The organism is Acidovorax sp. LjRoot66 (genome assembly GCF_964253305.1).
GTDB lineage: Bacteria > Pseudomonadota > Gammaproteobacteria > Burkholderiales > Burkholderiaceae_C > Acidovorax.
Genome location: NZ_CAXUQU020000001.1, coordinates 6,292,584 through 6,308,910, shown reverse-complemented (window position 1 = coordinate 6,308,910; position 16,327 = coordinate 6,292,584). Strand labels below are relative to the sequence as shown.

At 67.5% G+C, this 16,327-nt stretch carries 15 protein-coding genes; 13 read left to right on the top strand and 2 right to left on the bottom strand.

The features are described 5' to 3' along the window. Positions 1–64 precede the first annotated feature (64 nt). Positions 65–1,642: a PglL family O-oligosaccharyltransferase gene (locus ACSQ3Y_RS29525; protein ID WP_436179748.1), complete on the top strand. Its 1,578-nt coding sequence runs from the start codon at positions 65–67 to the stop codon at positions 1,640–1,642. On the opposite strand, the gene ACSQ3Y_RS29520 is transcribed toward ACSQ3Y_RS29525, so the two are convergent. Continuing rightward, positions 1,625–2,209 (bottom strand): YqiA/YcfP family alpha/beta fold hydrolase, encoded by a 585-nt coding sequence (locus ACSQ3Y_RS29520; RefSeq protein WP_436179747.1) that lies wholly within the window; start codon positions 2,207–2,209, stop codon positions 1,625–1,627. The genes ACSQ3Y_RS29525 and ACSQ3Y_RS29520 overlap by 18 nt on opposite strands. 140 nt (positions 2,210–2,349) lie before the next feature. Here ACSQ3Y_RS29520 and ACSQ3Y_RS29515 point away from each other — a divergent pair, with 140 nt between their 5' ends. The 7 genes from ACSQ3Y_RS29515 (at position 2,350) to ACSQ3Y_RS29485 (ending at position 10,463) form a co-directional block, all read left to right on the top strand. Then, positions 2,350–4,707 carry an HDOD domain-containing protein gene (locus tag ACSQ3Y_RS29515; protein ID WP_436179746.1) on the top strand — a complete coding sequence of 786 codons (2,358 nt, stop codon included), beginning with the start codon at positions 2,350–2,352 and terminating at the stop codon, positions 4,705–4,707. Positions 4,708–4,754: 47 nt separating this feature from the next. Then, on the top strand, positions 4,755–5,933 hold the full coding sequence (rodA, locus tag ACSQ3Y_RS29510; protein WP_057201701.1) for a rod shape-determining protein RodA: 1,179 nt from the start codon (positions 4,755–4,757) through the stop codon (positions 5,931–5,933). 96 nt (positions 5,934–6,029) lie between these two features. Continuing rightward, entirely contained in the window at positions 6,030–6,365 is a 336-nt protein-coding gene (locus tag ACSQ3Y_RS29505; RefSeq protein ID WP_007854175.1) for a YegP family protein, read from the top strand. Positions 6,366–6,441: 76 nt separating this feature from the next. Continuing rightward, on the top strand, positions 6,442–7,926 hold the full coding sequence (gene tldD, locus ACSQ3Y_RS29500) for a metalloprotease TldD (protein ID WP_057201702.1): 1,485 nt from the start codon (positions 6,442–6,444) through the stop codon (positions 7,924–7,926). A gap of 166 nt (positions 7,927–8,092) precedes the next feature. Continuing rightward, positions 8,093–8,629, top strand: coding sequence for a hypothetical protein (locus ACSQ3Y_RS29495; RefSeq protein WP_057201703.1), 537 nt, complete (start codon positions 8,093–8,095; stop codon positions 8,627–8,629). A gap of 301 nt (positions 8,630–8,930) precedes the next feature. Next, positions 8,931–10,052, top strand: coding sequence for a 3-deoxy-7-phosphoheptulonate synthase (locus ACSQ3Y_RS29490; RefSeq protein ID WP_057201704.1), 1,122 nt, complete (start codon positions 8,931–8,933; stop codon positions 10,050–10,052). 99 nt (positions 10,053–10,151) lie between these two features. After that, positions 10,152–10,463, top strand: a complete 312-nt coding sequence (locus tag ACSQ3Y_RS29485) for a hypothetical protein (RefSeq protein WP_057201705.1) — start codon at positions 10,152–10,154, stop codon at positions 10,461–10,463. A 3-nt stretch (positions 10,464–10,466) separates the two neighbouring features. Here ACSQ3Y_RS29485 and mpl read toward each other — a convergent pair whose 3' ends face one another. Further along, positions 10,467–11,888 (bottom strand): UDP-N-acetylmuramate:L-alanyl-gamma-D-glutamyl-meso-diaminopimelate ligase, encoded by a 1,422-nt coding sequence (mpl, locus tag ACSQ3Y_RS29480; protein WP_436179745.1) that lies wholly within the window; start codon positions 11,886–11,888, stop codon positions 10,467–10,469. Between the two features lie 183 nt (positions 11,889–12,071). On the opposite strand from mpl, the gene ACSQ3Y_RS29475 reads away from it, so the two are divergent. From ACSQ3Y_RS29475 to prmA, 5 genes are all read left to right on the top strand, one after another. After that, on the top strand, positions 12,072–12,677 hold the full coding sequence (locus ACSQ3Y_RS29475; protein ID WP_057201707.1) for a hypothetical protein: 606 nt from the start codon (positions 12,072–12,074) through the stop codon (positions 12,675–12,677). After that, the gene (locus tag ACSQ3Y_RS29470; RefSeq protein ID WP_436179744.1) at positions 12,674–13,252 is read left to right on the top strand and encodes a TlpA family protein disulfide reductase; all 579 of its coding nucleotides are present in this window, start codon (positions 12,674–12,676) and stop codon (positions 13,250–13,252) included. Before ACSQ3Y_RS29475 ends, ACSQ3Y_RS29470 begins: the two co-directional genes overlap by 4 nt. A 147-nt stretch (positions 13,253–13,399) precedes the next feature. After that, complete coding sequence (accB, locus tag ACSQ3Y_RS29465) at positions 13,400–13,852, top strand: acetyl-CoA carboxylase biotin carboxyl carrier protein (RefSeq protein ID WP_057201709.1); 453 nt, start codon at positions 13,400–13,402, stop codon at positions 13,850–13,852. Between the two features lie 116 nt (positions 13,853–13,968). Beyond that, entirely contained in the window at positions 13,969–15,318 is a 1,350-nt protein-coding gene (gene accC, locus ACSQ3Y_RS29460) for an acetyl-CoA carboxylase biotin carboxylase subunit (RefSeq protein WP_057201710.1), read from the top strand. An 80-nt stretch (positions 15,319–15,398) separates the two neighbouring features. After that, entirely contained in the window at positions 15,399–16,298 is a 900-nt protein-coding gene (prmA, locus tag ACSQ3Y_RS29455; RefSeq protein WP_436179743.1) for a 50S ribosomal protein L11 methyltransferase, read from the top strand. Positions 16,299–16,327 lie beyond the last annotated feature (29 nt).

Sequence of the window (16,327 nt, the reverse complement as noted above, 5' to 3'; positions counted from 1 at the left end):
GCGCGGGGGCTCTATGATTCGCGGCTTCCCTTTCCCTGCGCAACCCGCTTCCCCCGTCTTCCTGATGCTGATCGATGCCATTGCCGCACCGCTGACTTTGCTGGCAGTGGCCCTGCCCTTCCTGTTTTCCGTCACCACCCCGCCGTCCACCAATGTCTGGCCGCTGCTGGCCTCGTGGTCCTGCGCCACGCTGCTGGCGGCGCTGGCATGGCAGCGGGCGCTGCGCTCGCGCCGCCATCCGGGCCTGTGCGACGGCGGCGCCACGGCGGCGAACCAACTGGCGCTGGGGCTGCTGCTGGCTGCGGTCGTGGGGGGCATGATCTGCCTGGTGCAGTATTTCGGGGGCGATGTGGGCATGGCGCCCTGGATCAACGCCTCCACCCCGGGCCAGGCGGTGGGCAACCTGCGCCAGCGCAACCAGCAGGCCTCTCTGGTGGCACTGGGCGTGTGGGCGCTGGTGTGGCTGGTGGCGCAGTGGCATGCGCGCAGCCAGGAAGGACGGGTGCGGGCCGCGCCAGACTGGCTGATGGGGGTGGGCATCGGCTGGGCCCTGCCCATCTTGGCACTGGCCAGCGCCGCCACGGTCTCGCGTACCGGGGCCGTGCAGTGGCTGATCATCGTGGCCCTGCTCCTGTGGTGGCGTCGCTCGACCGGCCGGCTGGCACTGGGGGTGGCACTGGGCGGGATGGCGCTGTATATCGCGGGGGCATGGCTGCTGCCCGTGCTGCTGCACGCCTGGAGCGGGGTGCAGGCCGAGGACCTGTTCAACCGCTTCTCGGGCAATAGCCACCAATGCACCAGCCGGCGTGTGCTCTGGTCCAACGTGCTCACCCTGATCGCGCAGAAGCCCTGGACAGGCTGGGGCTGGAACGAACTCGACTACGCGCACTACATCACCCTGTTCCCAGGCGAGCGCTTCTGTGTGCTGCTGGACAATGCCCACAACCTGCCCCTGCACCTGGCCGTTGAGCTGGGGCTGCCGGCCGCCGTGCTGCTGTGCGGCGCTGCGCTGGCCTTCATCGTGAAGGCACGGCCCTGGAGCGAGACGGATCCGCTGCGCCAACTGGCCTGGGGCATCCTGGCCATCATCGGCGCGCACAGCATGCTGGAGTTTCCGCTGTGGTACGGGCCCTTCCAGCTGGCGGCCTTGCTGGCGCTGGTGCTGCTGTGGCCGCGCCGCCGCCCGGCCGAGCCCCCTTCGCCGGCAGTGCTGGGCGCCACGGCCATGGTTCTGGTGGCGGGTGCCCTGCTGATCGCCTGGGTGGCGCACGACTACCATCGCATCAGCCAGCTCTACAAGGTGCCTGAGCGGCGCGACCCGGCCTACCGTGACATGACCCCGGCGACCACGGCCCCCACGCTGCTGTTCTCGGACCAGGTGGATTTCGCCCGGCTGCCGGCCATGGCCCTCACCCCGGCCACGGCCCAGGAGGTGTACGCGCTCTCGGGCGAACTGCTGCACTACTCGCCCGAGCCCCGCGTCATCGAGAAGCGCATCGAAAGCGCGCTCATGCTCGGCCGGGACGACGAGGCGGCCTACCACCTGCGCCGCTACCGCATCGCCTACCCCAAGGACCATGCGCGCTGGCTGAACAAGGAGACGCCGGCCTCGCGCGCGTCGAATTCAAAGCCGCAGGAATGAGTCCACCAGAGGCAGGTGCACCTCGAAACCGCTGAGCGCGTGGTCGCCGCCGTCGAGCAGTTGCAATTGCGCCGCCGGGTAGCGTGCCACCATTTCGCGCCAGTCCAGCACCTCGTCGCCCTTGGCGATGATGGCCAGCTCGGGGCCCGCGGGTGGTTTTCCGCGCACATCCAGCGCCTGCAGCTCGCCGATGTACCCGGGCAAAAAGAAGAAGCGCTCGGCCGGGTCGTGCCAACTGGTCTGCTCGCCGATGTAACGGGCAAGGTCGCGCGCCGGGTCCACGGCGGGGTTGAGCATCACGCTCGGGCAGGAGAGTTGTTGCGCCACCCAACTGGCATAGAAACCGCCCAGTGACGAGCCGACCACCGCACTGGAAGCCCGGGGCCAATGGGCCACTGTCTGCTCCACCAGGTCCATGGCCTGGCGGGGCGAGGGCGGCAGTTGCGGGCACCAGAAATGCACGCCGGGGTGCTGGGTCGCCACATGGGTGGCCATCTGCCGCGCCTTGGCCGATTGCGGGGAGGAGCGGAAACCGTGCAGATAGAGAAGGTGGGTGGTGCGGTTCATGGATGGAGGCAACCGAAACGTGTGTAACAAGCGCTCAGGGCAGGGGAATCACTGCGTTGGGACCCCTTGCACGGGCATAAGATGTTGCAAAGTGTATGCCGCAGCCTGCGATACCGCGCCCCGCCCTGATTCTCCCGACCATGACCGATTTTGCGCCGCTTTCCCCCGCCCGCCGTTCCGCCTGGGTGGTCGGCGACCGGGTGCCGCCGCCCCAGGGGCGGTTCGAGCTGCAGCAGGTGCTGGTGGCCAACGGGCAATTCACCCAGTGGCGGGCGCTGGACCGGCGCGGGCAGCGCCCGGTCACCATCCGGCAGTGGGCGGTGGCGCCGCCACAAGCGGCGGCCGCATTCGAGCGCTGGCTTGAGGCGGCCGAACGGGCCACCCACCTGAACCATGCCTTCATCGTGCCCGTGCTGGAGGCCGACGTCCTCGCGCGCCAGCCCCACATCGTGCACGAACAGATGCCGGGCCCTACGCTGGCCGAGCACCTGGCACGCCAGGGCCGCTGCACACCGCACGATGCCGTCGCGCTGGTGGTGGACCTGCTCGATGCGCTGGAGGCCGCACATGGGGCGGGTGTGGTGCACGGCCGGGTGGATCTGGACCATGTCGCCATGGACCCACAGCGCCACGCCCGGCTGCTGGGCCTTGGCTGGCATGCCCCGGCGTTGGCTGCCGGGGAGGCATCGGCCAGCGCGGCAGACGACGTGCGCTCGGCCGCCCGGGTGCTGGTGCATCTGCTCACCGGCAGCCCCTGGGTGGGCGCTGCCGAGGCAGGGCGCGCCCTGCCCGCGGTGCTGATCGACGCCCTGGACGAGGGCTTGCGCACCCTGCTGCAGCGCGCCCTGGGCCTGGATGGCGCCGCGCCGTTCGCGGGTGCCACAGAATTGCGCGATGCCCTGCGCGCCTGGGCGGCGCCCGCCAGCGCGCCCACGGCGGCCAGCAATGCCACGCTCGACTTTCTGCTGCGGCGCATGCGCCACAAGAGCGATTTTCCGGCCCTGTCCGATTCGGTGACGCGCATCCAGCGCGTGGCGCATTCCGAGGACGACAGCATCAGCGACCTCACGCACGAGATCCTCAAGGACGTGGCGCTGACCCACAAGCTGCTGCGCCTGGTCAACAGCGTGCACTACGCCCATGCGGGGCGGGGCACCATCAGCACGGTATCGCGCGCCGTGAGCCTGGTGGGCTTCAATGCCGTGCGCAACATGGCCATGAGCCTGGTGCTGCTCGACCACATGCAGGACAAGGCCCATGCCGAGCAGATGCGCGAGGAATTCCTGCGCTCCATGATGGCCGGCTCGGTGGCGGCCGAGCTGTGTGGCCCCGGGCAGGGGGCCGAGGAGGCCTTCATCGGCGCCATGTTCCAGAACCTGGGGCGCATGCTGTGCAGCTTCTACTTCCCGGAGGAGGCGCAGGAGGTGCGCCGCATCCTGGCCGGCGGCCGGCTCGACGGCGGGGAGGAAGCCGCCGCCGTGCAGGTGCTGGGCCTGGGTTTCGAGGACCTGGGCACCGGGGTGGCGCGCGTCTGGGGCCTGCCCGAGAGCCTGCAGCGCTGCATGCGCAAGCCCCTGGGCTCGCCCGCCCAGCGCCCGCCCGAGCAGGGCGTGGAGCGCCTGCGCTGGGTGGCGCTGGCGGCCAACGAGGTGGCCGACATCCTGCTGCACAGCGACCCCGCTCGGCTCGAAGAGCGCATGCAGGGTGTGGGCACGCGCTACAGCCGCACCCTGGCCCTGTCTCCTGCCGCGATTGCCGAGGCCACCTTGCGCGCGCGCCACAAGCTGGTGTCGCTGGCCGAAACCCTGGAGCTGCGCGTGCCACCGGGCACGCCCGCCGCCCGCCTGCTCCAGCTGCCGCCCCCGGCGGATGGCGACGCGGCCGTGCCGGAGGATGCCCTGGCGCCCCATGAACTCGGCGTCGGCGAGCTGCAGCCCCTTCCCGCCGTGCTGGCCTCGCAGGCCGGCGGGGCGGTGTCGGTGGCCCAGGTCAACGAACTGCTGTCCGCCGGCGTGCAGGACGTGACCAATGCCATGGTGGACACCTTTGCGCTCAACGACGTGTTGCGCATGATCCTGGAGACCATGTTCCGTGCGCTGGGTTTTCGGCGCATGGTGTTCTGCCTGCGCGACGCCCGTACCGAAGTGTTGGTGGGTCGGTTTGGCCTGGGCGAGGGCAGCGATGCCGCAGTGCGCGCGATGCGGGTGCCGCTCAAGGTGCCGGGCGACCTGTTCGCTGCCGTCTGCCTGCGCGCTGCGGACACGCTGATCAACGATGCCACCGACCCGCGCATCCACGCGCGCCTGCCCGAGTGGTACCGCACGGGGCTCAACGCGCCCTCCTTCCTGCTGCTGCCCCTGCAATTGAAGGGCCAGACCTTCGCGCTGATCTATGCCGACCAGTCGGTGGCGGGTGGCATCGTGGTGGACGACAAGGCCCTGGGGCTGCTGCGTACCCTGCGCAACCAGGCCGTGATGGCCTTTCGCCAGGCAGGTTGAGCTGCCATGGGCGGCCTGGCCCCTGGCCGGCACCCGATAATCGGGGGATGGCCGCCGTTTTTGAAAAGCCCTCCCTTGCCCAGCGCTTCACGCCCCTGTTCCGTGGGTTCGATCTGCCGTTGGTGCTGATCATCATGCTGCTCGCGGGTGCGGGCCTGCTGGCCATGTATTCCTCGGGCTACGACCATGGAACCCGGTTCATGGACCATGGGCGCAACATGCTCATCGCCAGCGCCATCCTGTTCATGGTGGCCCAGGTGCCGCCCCAGAAGATCATGGTGTTTGCCGTGCCGCTCTACGCGGCGGGGGTGGCGCTGCTGATCGCGGTGGCGCTGTTCGGCATCACCAAGAAGGGCGCGCAGCGCTGGGTGAATCTGGGCATCGTCATCCAGCCCAGCGAAATCCTCAAGATCGCCATGCCGCTGATGCTGGCCTGGTGGTTCCAGAAACGCGAAGGAACCTTGCGGCCGCTGGACTTTGCGGCAGCGGGGCTGCTGCTGGCCATTCCCGTGGGGCTGATCATGAAGCAGCCCGACCTGGGCACCTCGCTGCTGGTGCTGGCCGCAGGGCTGTCGGTGATCTTCTTTGCCGGCCTGCCCTGGAAACTGGTGCTGCCGCCGGTACTGATCGGCGGTGCAGGCATCGCCGTCCTGGTGCTGCTGGGCGACCAGCTGTGTGCCGACGGGGTGCGCTGGGTGGTGCTGCACGACTACCAGCAGCAGCGCATCTGCACCCTGCTGGACCCCACGCGAGACCCGCTGGGCAAGGGCTTTCACATCATCCAGGGCATGATCGCCATCGGCTCGGGCGGCGTATTCGGCAAGGGCTTCATGGCCGGCACGCAGACCCACCTGGAGTTCATTCCCGAGCGCACCACCGACTTCATCTTTGCCGCCTTCTCCGAGGAGTTTGGCCTGGCGGGCAACCTCTTCATCATCACCTGCTTCCTGCTGCTGGTCTGGCGCGGGCTGGCCATTGCCATGGGCGCCACCAGCCTGTTCGGGCGCCTGATGGCGGGGGCCGTGTCCATGATCTTCTTCACCTACGCCTTCGTGAACATGGGCATGGTCAGCGGCATCCTGCCGGTGGTGGGCGTGCCGCTGCCCTTCATCAGCTATGGCGGCACGGCCATGGTCACGCTGGGGCTGGCACTGGGCATTCTGATGTCGGTGGCGCGCTCGCAGCGCGCGGACCCCAAGGACGCACCGCCCGCCATGCAGGCATAGCGCGGGGACGGGAGCGGGGGCTTGCGCCATTGCCACGGCGGGCGCTTGGGGTTACAAGGGGCTCTACTGTTTCGACAACCCCACGGAGGTGCTCCCATGGCGTCCAAGTTCGAGCTCAAGAAGTCCAGGAACGACAAGTTCGTCTTCAACCTGCTGGCTTCCAATGGCCAAGTCATCCTCACGAGCGAGTTGTACGAATCCCGGGCCAGCGCTCTGAACGGCATCGAATCGGTGCGCAAGAATGCGGCCGACGATGGCCGCTACGGCCGCCTGTGCGCCAAGGACGGCTCGCCGTACTTCACCCTCAAGGCCGGCAACGGCCAGGTCATCGGCCAGAGCCAGCGCTACTCGGGCGAAAAAGCGCGCGAAGCGGGGATCGAATCGGTGAAGGCCCATGCCCCCGATGCCGTGGCCGACGACCAGAGCGCCTGACCCCACCCGCTGCCTTGCAGGGATGGTCGGTGCCCCTGCGCCGCACGGGGCCTGCCCACGCGCCTAAAATGGCTGCATGACCTTCAGCTCCTCTACTGCCGCGCCCCAGCGTGCGTCCACCACCCAGCGCATCGACGTTGCCCGGCAACTGCTTCTGGCACCCTTTGGCCTGGATGAAAGCCATCTGGCGCGCGCGCTGGCCGAGATCCGCACGCACCAGGTGGACGATGCGGACCTGTACTTCCAGTACACGCGCAGCGAAGGCTGGAGCCTGGAGGAAGGCATCGTCAAGACCGGTTCCTTCAGCATCGACCAGGGCGTGGGCGTGCGTGCCGTGAGCGGCGAGAAGACGGCGTTTGCCTATTCCGACGATATTTCCGAGGCCTCGCTGCTCGACGCCGCGCGCACCGTGCGCACCATCGGTGCGGCATCGCAGGCCGGCCGGGTGAAGGTGGCGTCGCAGAAGATCGCCACCAGCCGCAGCCTTTACCCTGGCGTGGACCCGATCGCCACGCTTGACAGCACGGCCAAGGTGGCCCTGCTTGAGCGCCTGGAAAAGCGCGCCCGAGCCAAGGACCCGCGCGTGGCCCAGGTCATGGCCGGCCTGGCCAGCGAATACGACGTGGTGCTGGTGGCGCGTGCCGACGGCACCCTGGCCGCCGACGTGCGCCCGCTGGTGCGCCTGTCGGTCACGGTGATCGCCGAGCAGAATGGCCGCCGCGAAATGGGCTCGGCCGGCGGCGGTGGCCGCTTCGGCCTGGCCTATTTCGACGACGAGCAGATGGGCCAGTATGTGGACGAGGCCGTGAACGCGGCCCTGGTCAACCTCGAATCGCGCCCGGCCCCGGCGGGTGAGATGACCGTGGTGCTGGGCTCGGGCTGGCCCGGCATCCTGCTGCACGAGGCCATCGGCCACGGGCTGGAGGGTGACTTCAACCGCAAGGGCTCCTCCGCCTTCAGCGGCCGGATCGGCCAGCGCGTGGCGGCCAAGGGCGTCACGGTGCTGGACGACGGCACCATTGCCGACCGCCGCGGTTCGCTCAACGTGGACGACGAGGGCAATGCCAGCCAGCGCAACGTGCTGATCGAGGACGGCATCCTCAAGGGCTACATCCAGGACTCGCTCAACGCGCGCCTGATGGGCGTGGCGCCCACCGGCAACGGCCGGCGCGAGAGCTATGCCCATATCCCCATGCCACGCATGACCAACACCTACATGCTGGGCGGCGACAAGGAGCCGGCCGAGGTCATCGCCAGCATCAAGAAGGGGCTGTATGCCTCCAACTTCGGCGGCGGCCAGGTGGACATCACCTCGGGCAAGTTCGTGTTCTCGGCCAGCGAAGCCTACTGGGTCGAGAACGGCAAGATCCAGTACCCCGTCAAGGGCGCGACCATCATCGGCAGCGGCCCAGAATCGCTCAAGAAGGTGACCATGATCGGCAACGACATGCGCCTCGATAGCGGCGTGGGCACCTGCGGCAAAGAGGGCCAGAGCGTGCCCGTGGGCGTGGGCCAGCCCACGCTGCGCATCGAAGGTCTGACGGTCGGCGGCACGGCCTGATCGGACCTGCCGCCCAGGGTGGCAGGTCCGGGCAGGGCATGCAGTGTTGCGTGCCCACGCCATCGGTGCCACCCATTGCCCGCAATTGGCCGGTCTTCACCCGCCAAATGGCATGCCTGGGGCTTGCACTTAGCCGCGCAGGGCCTGCGCGGCGCACAATCTCTCCATGCCTGCCACGCGCCCCAGTCTGCAGCACACACTCCAGTCGTTTGGCGACATCAGCCGGTTTCTGCGCGAGAGCGTGGCCGACGAGGATTCGCGCCAGTTGCGCGACAGCCTGAGTGGCCTGTCCAACCACATCGACGAGGCGGTGCGCACGCGCCGCACCAGCACCGATACGGCGGCCATCACGCGCCGGGTGGTGAGCCTGTCGCACTGTGCGCGCGAGCACCAGCTGTTTCTCACCGGCCTGGGCTCGGCCTGGCATGCGCTCTACGAGTTCGGCGCCTACCAGCGCGCCCTGCGCGAGCTGCGCAATGCCGTCACCGCCTGGCAGCAGGCGCTGGAGCAGCGCAATACCCGCGAAAGTGCCTGCTTCGACCAATTCGAGCTGCTCGCCTGGCGCACGCTGGGCGAGGCCTTGCTGCTGGTGGACATGTATGAGCACCAGAGCGAGCCGGTGAGCGAGCTGCCCGGCGACGAGCCGCCACCGCGCTCGGCATTGCAGCGTGCGGCCGCCTGGCTACGGCGCTGGAGAAGTTGATCTCCGGCTGGATATTTCAGCCCCTCTCGTCGTCCCGGATCGCCCGGCAGGCCGCTGTGGCGTTGCATCTTCGCAACGCACAGGGGTTGCTGCAATGCGGCAAGACTGTGCTACATTGAATCCCATGCAAGTTCGCAGCGCGTTTTATTTTTGGTTTTTTATCTCAGTCCCCGGCGGATGAGAGGCGAACGCGCAAGCACACACAACCTCCCCATACCAACCGCCGACGCTGCAAAGCCCGGCGGTTTTTGTTTTTCTGCCCTCCCCCATTTCCATCCATCCAGCCCACGAGGAAGACAACATGACGGCCCACACCAACCCCACCAGCGATTCCTGGTACCGCAGCGTCGAGAAAACCAGCCAGACCGACGACGAACGTATCAAGGACATCACCGTGTTGCCTCCTCCAGAGCATCTGATCCGCTTTTTCCCCATCAGCGGTACGCCGGTGGAAACGCTGATCACCCAGACCCGCAAGAACATCCAGAACATCATGGCCGGCGAGGACGACCGCCTGCTGGTGATCATCGGCCCCTGCTCCATCCACGACCCGGCCGCCGCGATCGAATACGCGCGCCGCCTCAAGGCGGTCCGCGAGCAGTACAAGGACACGCTGGAGATCGTGATGCGCGTGTACTTCGAAAAGCCCCGCACCACCGTGGGCTGGAAGGGGCTGATCAACGACCCCTACCTCGACGAGACCTACCGCATCGACGAAGGCCTGCGCATCGCACGCCAGTTGCTGATCGACATCAACCGCCTGGGCGTGCCGGCGGGCAGCGAGTTCCTGGACGTGATCTCGCCCCAGTACATCGGCGACCTGATCTCCTGGGGCGCCATTGGCGCACGCACCACCGAAAGCCAGGTGCACCGCGAGCTGGCCTCGGGCCTATCGGCGCCCATCGGCTTCAAGAACGGCACGGACGGCAACATCCGCATCGCCACCGACGCCATCCAGTCCGCCAGCCGCGGCCACCACTTCCTGTCGGTGCACAAGAACGGCCAGGTCGCCATCGTCAACACCAACGGCAACAAGGACTGCCACGTCATCCTGCGCGGCGGCAAGGCACCCAACTACGACGCCGAGAGCGTGGCCGCCGCCTGCAAGGACCTGGAAGCCGCCAAGCTGCCCGCCACCCTGATGGTGGACTGCAGCCATGCCAACAGCAGCAAGCAGCACCAAAAGCAGATGGACGTGGCACGCGACGTGGCCGGTCAGATCGCCGGCGGCTCGCGCAGCGTCTTCGGTCTGATGATCGAGAGCCATCTCACGGCCGGCGCCCAGAAGTTCACGCCCGGCAAGGACGACGCTGCTGCGCTGACCTACGGCCTGAGCATCACCGACGCCTGCCTGGGCTGGGATGATTCGCTGCAATCGCTGGCCGACCTTTCGGCCGCAGTGCAAGCCCGCCGCGCTGCCTGAGCAACTGCCTGCGTGTAAGCTTCTGACCATTGAGGGCCCTGTCCGCTGACCGAGTGCAGCGGTAGGGCCTGCCACCCCCGCTTACAGAAAGGCATCCCCATGCACAGCGAAGTCTCCGTCCGCCTGGCGGGCAACCAGGAATTCCGCTTCGACCTCGCCAACGCGGAACCCATGACCCATGAGGAAGGGCGTCGCTGGCTGGACGACCAGTTCACCAGCCTCGATTGCGAACCCCTGCGCGCCAGCGGCAAGGTGCTGCTGGCCGACAAGGTGCTCACGGTGGCGCAGGCCGCCGGCAGTCCGCTGATGGGCGACGTGCAGTGGTCGCGCGACTTTGCGCGTGCCGCCAGTGCGGCCCTCGCCAGGCCCGTGGTGCGGGTGGACGTGCCCGCCATGGCCGTGACCTTCTGATTCCTATTTCGCCAGCGCCAGCAGCAGGCGCGTGTGCACACCGCCAAAACCGCCATTGCTCATGCACACGATGTGGTCCCCGGGCCGCGCTGCGGCGCTGACCTGGGCCACCAGCGTGTCGATGTCGGGCGCGGTCTGCGCGCGCTGACCGGGGCCTACGCCCAGGGGTGACAGCGCTTCGGCGGCGTCCCAGTCCAGTCCCGCCGTGTGGCAGAAGGCCAGGTCGGCGGACGCCAGCGCCCAGGGCAGCTGGCTCTTCATGGCGCCGAGCTTCATGGTGTTGCTGCGCGGCTCGAACACCGCCAGGATGCGTGCCGTGGGGCCCAGGCTGCGGCGCAGGCCATCGAGCGTGGTGCGCAGCGCGGTCGGGTGGTGGGCGAAATCGTCGTACACCGCGATGCCGTTCACCGTGCCGCGCAATTCCATGCGGCGCTTGACGTTCTGGAACTGGCCTAGTGCGCGCGCCGCCTGTTCGGGCGCCACGCCTACATGGTGGGCTGCGGCGATGGCGGCCAGGGCATTGAGCTGGTTGTGTACGCCCGTGAGCGACCACTCCACCCGCGCCACGGTGCGGCCCTGCTGCACCACGTCGAAGGCCTGGGGCTCGCCCACGGCAGAGAAATCACCCACGGCCGTGCCGAAGCTGCTCACGCTGCTCCAGCAGCCGGCGTGCAGCACGCGCGCCAGGCTTTCTTCAAACCCGTTGACCACTACACGGCCCGAGGGCGGCACGGTGCGCACCAGATGGTGGAACTGGCGCTCGATGGCGGCCAGGTCGTCGAAGATATCGGCGTGGTCGAACTCCAGGTTGTTCAGCACGGCCGTGCGTGGGCGGTAGTGCACGAACTTGCTGCGCTTGTCGAAGAAGGCCGTGTCGTACTCGTCGGCCTCGATCACGAACAGGGGGCTCGCGCCCAGCGCCCCGTCACCGGCATGGGGCCGCGCGGCCGCGCCCAGCCGCGCCGACACGCCGAAGTTCAGCGGCACGCCGCCGATCAAAAAGCCGGGTTGCTGGCCCGCGCTTTCCAGGATCCACGCCAGCATCGAGGTGGTGGTGGTCTTGCCGTGCGTGCCGGCCACGGCCAGCACATGGCGACCCTGCAGCACATGCTCGGCCAGCCACTGGGGGCCGCTGGTGTAGGGCAGGCCGGCGTCCAGGATGGCTTCCATCAATGGGAATTTGGGTGTTCCATCGGCCAGCCGCACTCGGCTGACCACGTTGCCGACCACGAACATGTCGGGCTTCAGGGCCAGTTGCTCCGGTCCAAAGCCTTCGATCAGCTCGATCCCCAGGGCGCGCAACTGGTCGCTCATGGGCGGGTAGACACCCGCGTCGCAGCCTGTGACCCGGTGGCCCGCCTCGCGGGCCAGGGCCGCAAGGCCGCCCATGAAGGTGCCGCAGATGCCCAGTATGTGTATATGCATGGGCGACGATTCTACTTTTCAAACCCAGGGGCCCACGCCACAAGGTTGGCCTGCCTGGGGAGCTATGAAATTGATAGTCCTTCGCGCGCCATGGCCCTGTGGGCGGCTGTGTTGTGGGGGCATGCGGGCCGCCCCGACGGCGCGTTCGCGCCACAATGGAGCCTCCACTGCCTGGTTTGCGCCATGAACACACCTCTGAGTGCCGAAATCGCCAATACCACCGCCCGCATCGTCGTCGAGGAAGGGATGGAGTGGGGCCCCGCCAAGCGCCGTGCGCTGCGCGAAATGGGCCTGCCCGCCCGCACGGCGCTGCCCGGCAACGACCAGGTGGAGGAGGCCGTGCGCGAGTACATCGCCCTGTTCTGCGCCGACACCCAGCCGCGCGAACTGCGCGCACTGCGCCAACTGGCCCTGGTCTGGATGGAGCGCATGGCGGCCTTTCGTCCCCATCTGGGCGGTGCCGTTTGGCACGGCACGGCCACCCGCCTGTCCGACATTTACCTGCAGTTGTTCTGCGATGATTCCAAATCTGCCGAAATTGCACTCATCGACCACCATGTGGACTACGAGCCGCGCACGGTGTCCGGTTTCCATGGCGAGTCGGTCGAGGCCCTGAGCCTGGGCAGCAAATCGCCTGAACTGGGCGAGATGATCGGAGTCCATCTGCTGATCTACGACCTCGATGACCTGCGTGGTGCCCTGCGGCCCGATGCCAAGGGGCGCTCGCCCCGCGGTGACATCACGGCTGTGCGCCGCCTGCTCCAAGATACGGAAACCCCTGCTCCATGACGACCCCCGCTCCCGAGATTTTGCCTGCCACGTCCCCTGGCACCCTCTCCGATCCCGCCCGCCGCCGCTGGCTGTACGCGGGTGTCGCCGGCGCAGCCGCCGTGGGGGGGGCGGGGGTCGCGTGGTGGAAATTCCAGCCCCACGCCATGGAAAGCGGGGCGGAGAAGGCCTTGTGGGCGCTGGAGTTCGAAACGCCGGACGGGGCCACCTTGCCGCTGCAGCGTTTTTTGGGCAAACCGCTGCTCATCAACTTCTGGGCGACCTGGTGCGCCCCTTGTGTTGAAGAGCTGCCCATGCTCAATGCCTTTTACCGCGAACAGGCGCCCAAAGGCTGGCAGGTGGTGGCCCTGGCCATCGATCAGCCGTCATCTGTACGCAAATTTCTCACCAAGCTGCCGCTGGAATTCCCGGTCGGGCTGGCCGGCATGCAGGGTACCGACCTGGGGCGCTCGCTCGGAAACCTCACTGGAGGCCTGCCTTTCACGGTGGTCTTGGGCGGGGAGGGCCGGGTGCTGCACCGTAAAATGGGCCAGGTCACGGCGCAGGATCTGCAGCAGTGGGCGGCCCTGCGCTAGGCGGGGCGGTCCTTTGGCGCCGTTTATTCCCGGCCTGAATGGCCTTTTGACGCTCTGGCGTTCATCAAAATTGTGGCCCAAAGACGGGCATAGGCCGAATTTGGAGTAAATTCGCGCCCTGTTCAGTTTTTAGCCGTTGGAGCTTTCATGGATCTGCGAAAACTCAAAACCCTCATCGATCTCGTGTCCGAGTCGAATGTGTCCGAACTCGAAATCACGGAGGCCGAGGGCAAGGTCCGTATCGTCAAGAGCGGCGGTGCCGTGGTGCAGCAGTATGTACCAGCGCCCATGCAGCAGCAGGCGCCTGCCCAGGCCGCTGCCGCCCCCGTGGCCGAGCTGCCCGCACCCACCCCTGCCGCGCCCGCAGGCCATGTGGTCAAGTCGCCCATGGTCGGCACCTTCTACCGCTCGTCCAGCCCCGGTGCCAAGGCCTTTGTCGAAGTCGGCAGCCAGGTCAAGGAAGGCGAGACCATCTGCATCATCGAAGCCATGAAGATCCTCAATGAGATCGAGGCCGACAAATCGGGCACGGTCACCCGCATCCTGGGCGAAAACGGCCAGGCCGTGGAATACGGGCAACCGCTGTTCGTGATCGAATAAGGCGCGCATGTTCAAGAAGATCCTTGTTGCCAACCGCGGCGGTCTTGCTGCAGGCAAGGCGAAGCAAATTGCGTTGGCACGCGCCAGCGTGCGGGCGATGAGCCGCGAGACAGCCTATGTTTAAAAAGATCCTTGTAGCCAACCGCGGCGAAATCGCCCTGAGAATTCAACGCGCCTGCCATGAGCTGGGCGTGAAGGCCGTGATGGTCTACTCCGAGGCCGACCGCGACGCCAAGTACGTCAAGCTGGCCGAAGAGGCGGTGTGCATCGGCCCCGCGCCCTCGTCGCTGTCCTACCTCAACATGCCGGCCATCATCTCGGCCGCCGAAGTGACCGACGCCGAGGCCATCCACCCCGGCTACGGCTTCCTGTCCGAGAACGCCGATTTTGCCGAGCGCGTGGAAAAGAGCGGCTTCCAGTTCATCGGTCCCACGCCCGAGTCGATCCGCATCATGGGCGACAAGGTGTCGGCCAAGCAGACGATGATCCGTGCCGGCGTGCCCTGCGTGCCCGGCTCCGAAGGCGAGCTGCCCGATGACCCGGTGCAGATCCGCCGCATTGCCAAGGCCGTGGGCTACCCGGTGATCATCAAGGCCGCAGGCGGCGGCGGTGGCCGCGGCATGCGCGTGGTGCACACCGAGGCTGCCCTGGTCAATGCCGTGCAGATGACCAAGGCCGAGGCCGGCGCTGCGTTCGGCAATCCGGCGGTGTACATGGAGAAGTTCCTCCAGAACCCGCGCCACATCGAGATCCAGATCCTGGCGGACAAGCACCGCAATGCGGTCTACCTGGGCGAGCGCGACTGCTCCATGCAGCGGCGCCACCAGAAGGTGATCGAAGAGGCGCCGGCCCCCGGCATCCCCCGCAAGCTGATCGAGAAGATCGGCGAGCGCTGTGTGGCCGCCTGCAAGAAGATCGGCTACCGCGGTGCGGGCACCTTCGAGTTCCTCTACGAAAACGGCGAGTTCTACTTCATCGAGATGAACACCCGCGTGCAGGTCGAGCATCCGGTGACCGAGTGGATCACGGGCGTGGACATCGTGCGCACGCAGATCATGGTGGCGGCGGGCGAGAAGCTGCCCTTCACCCAGCGCCAGATCGAGATCCGGGGCCACGCCATCGAGTGCCGCATCAACGCGGAAGACGCCTACAAGTTCACCCCTTCGCCAGGGCGCATCACCACCTGGCACCCACCGGGCGGGCCGGGCGTGCGCGTGGACTCGCATGCCTACACCAACTACTTCGTGCCGCCGAACTACGACTCTATGATCGGCAAGATCATCGTGCACGGCGATACGCGCGAACAGGCGCTGGCGCGCATGCGCACAGCGCTGTCTGAGACGGTGATCGAAGGCATCAACACCAACGTGCCCCTGCACCGCGAGCTGATGGTGGACGCCAAGTTCATGGCTGGCGGCACCAACATCCATTACCTGGAAGAGTGGCTGTCCCAGCACAAGCGCTGAGCCAGCACCGGTGGTTGTTCAATATGCTGGCCCCTGGCAACGGGGGCCGGCATTTCATTTTTTCTGAGAGGCCTGCGCCCATGTTCGAGCTGATGCTGATGTGCCCCGAAGACCGGATCGAGCCGGTCAGTGATGCGCTGGACGCGCTGGATGCGCTGAGCGTCTCGGTGGAAGACGCCGATGCGCAGACCGATGCCGAGCAGGCCCTGTTCGGTGAGCCTGGCATGCCGCCACCCAAGGACGGCTGGCAGCGCAGCCGCGTCGTGGCCTTGTTCCCGACCCGCGAGGCCGCCAGTGAAGCGCAGCAGCTGCTGTCGGTGCAGGACTTCTTCGAGGGTTGCCAGGTGCTGGGTATGGCCGAGTTGGCCGACCAGGACTGGGTGCGGCTCACGCAATCGCAGTTCACCCCCGTGGACATCACCCCCGATTTCTGGATCGTGCCCACCTGGCACGAGTTGCCCGCCGAGGCCGTGCGCAGCATCCGGCTGGACCCAGGCCTGGCCTTCGGCACCGGCACCCACCCCACCACGCGCATGTGCCTGCGCTGGATCGCCCGCCAGGGCGCCACCGGCGAAGGCGCCGCTGCCTTCGGCCGCGTGCTCGACTACGGCTGCGGCTCGGGCATCCTGGCCATTGGCACCGCCAAATTCGGTGCCACCGACATCGATGCGGTGGACATCGACACGGCGGCGGTCGAATCGACGGTATTGAACGCCCAGGCCAACGGTGTGCAGCTGCGTGCCGGCCTGCCCGACAAGGCCAGCGGCCAGTACCAGACCGTGCTGGCCAACATCCTGGCCACGCCACTGCGCGTGCTCGCGCCCCTGCTGTGCAACCATGTGGCGCCTGGGGGGCACCTGGTCCTGGCGGGCATCCTGGCGCGCCAGGCCGAGGAGCTCAAGGAGGCCTACGCACCCTGGGTGAAGCTGGAAGTGGCGGACACCGAGGACGGTTGGATCCTCATGACCGCATCGCGTTGAAGCATGGCGCGGTGCGGCTTGCGCCGCAC

Excerpts from the sequence above, each read along its gene's own strand:
- ACSQ3Y_RS29525 (WP_436179748.1), top strand. The coding sequence starts at position 65 with ATGCTGATCGATGCCATTGCCGCACCGCTGACTTTGCTGGCAGTGGCC.
- ACSQ3Y_RS29515 (WP_436179746.1), top strand. The coding sequence starts at position 2,350 with ATGACCGATTTTGCGCCGCTTTCCCCCGCCCGCCGTTCCGCCTGGGTG.
- ACSQ3Y_RS29520 (WP_436179747.1), bottom strand. The coding sequence starts at position 2,209 with ATGAACCGCACCACCCACCTTCTCTATCTGCACGGTTTCCGCTCCTCC.
- ACSQ3Y_RS29470 (WP_436179744.1), top strand. The coding sequence starts at position 12,674 with ATGACGACCCCCGCTCCCGAGATTTTGCCTGCCACGTCCCCTGGCACC.
- ACSQ3Y_RS29485 (WP_057201705.1), top strand. The coding sequence starts at position 10,152 with ATGCACAGCGAAGTCTCCGTCCGCCTGGCGGGCAACCAGGAATTCCGC.
- ACSQ3Y_RS29490 (WP_057201704.1), top strand. The coding sequence starts at position 8,931 with ATGACGGCCCACACCAACCCCACCAGCGATTCCTGGTACCGCAGCGTC.
- prmA (WP_436179743.1), top strand. The coding sequence starts at position 15,399 with ATGTTCGAGCTGATGCTGATGTGCCCCGAAGACCGGATCGAGCCGGTC.
- ACSQ3Y_RS29505 (WP_007854175.1), top strand. The coding sequence starts at position 6,030 with ATGGCGTCCAAGTTCGAGCTCAAGAAGTCCAGGAACGACAAGTTCGTC.
- ACSQ3Y_RS29495 (WP_057201703.1), top strand. The coding sequence starts at position 8,093 with ATGCCTGCCACGCGCCCCAGTCTGCAGCACACACTCCAGTCGTTTGGC.
- ACSQ3Y_RS29475 (WP_057201707.1), top strand. The coding sequence starts at position 12,072 with ATGAACACACCTCTGAGTGCCGAAATCGCCAATACCACCGCCCGCATC.
- rodA (WP_057201701.1), top strand. The coding sequence starts at position 4,755 with ATGGCCGCCGTTTTTGAAAAGCCCTCCCTTGCCCAGCGCTTCACGCCC.
- mpl (WP_436179745.1), bottom strand. The coding sequence starts at position 11,888 with ATGCATATACACATACTGGGCATCTGCGGCACCTTCATGGGCGGCCTT.
- accC (WP_057201710.1), top strand. The coding sequence starts at position 13,969 with ATGTTTAAAAAGATCCTTGTAGCCAACCGCGGCGAAATCGCCCTGAGA.
- tldD (WP_057201702.1), top strand. The coding sequence starts at position 6,442 with ATGACCTTCAGCTCCTCTACTGCCGCGCCCCAGCGTGCGTCCACCACC.
- accB (WP_057201709.1), top strand. The coding sequence starts at position 13,400 with ATGGATCTGCGAAAACTCAAAACCCTCATCGATCTCGTGTCCGAGTCG.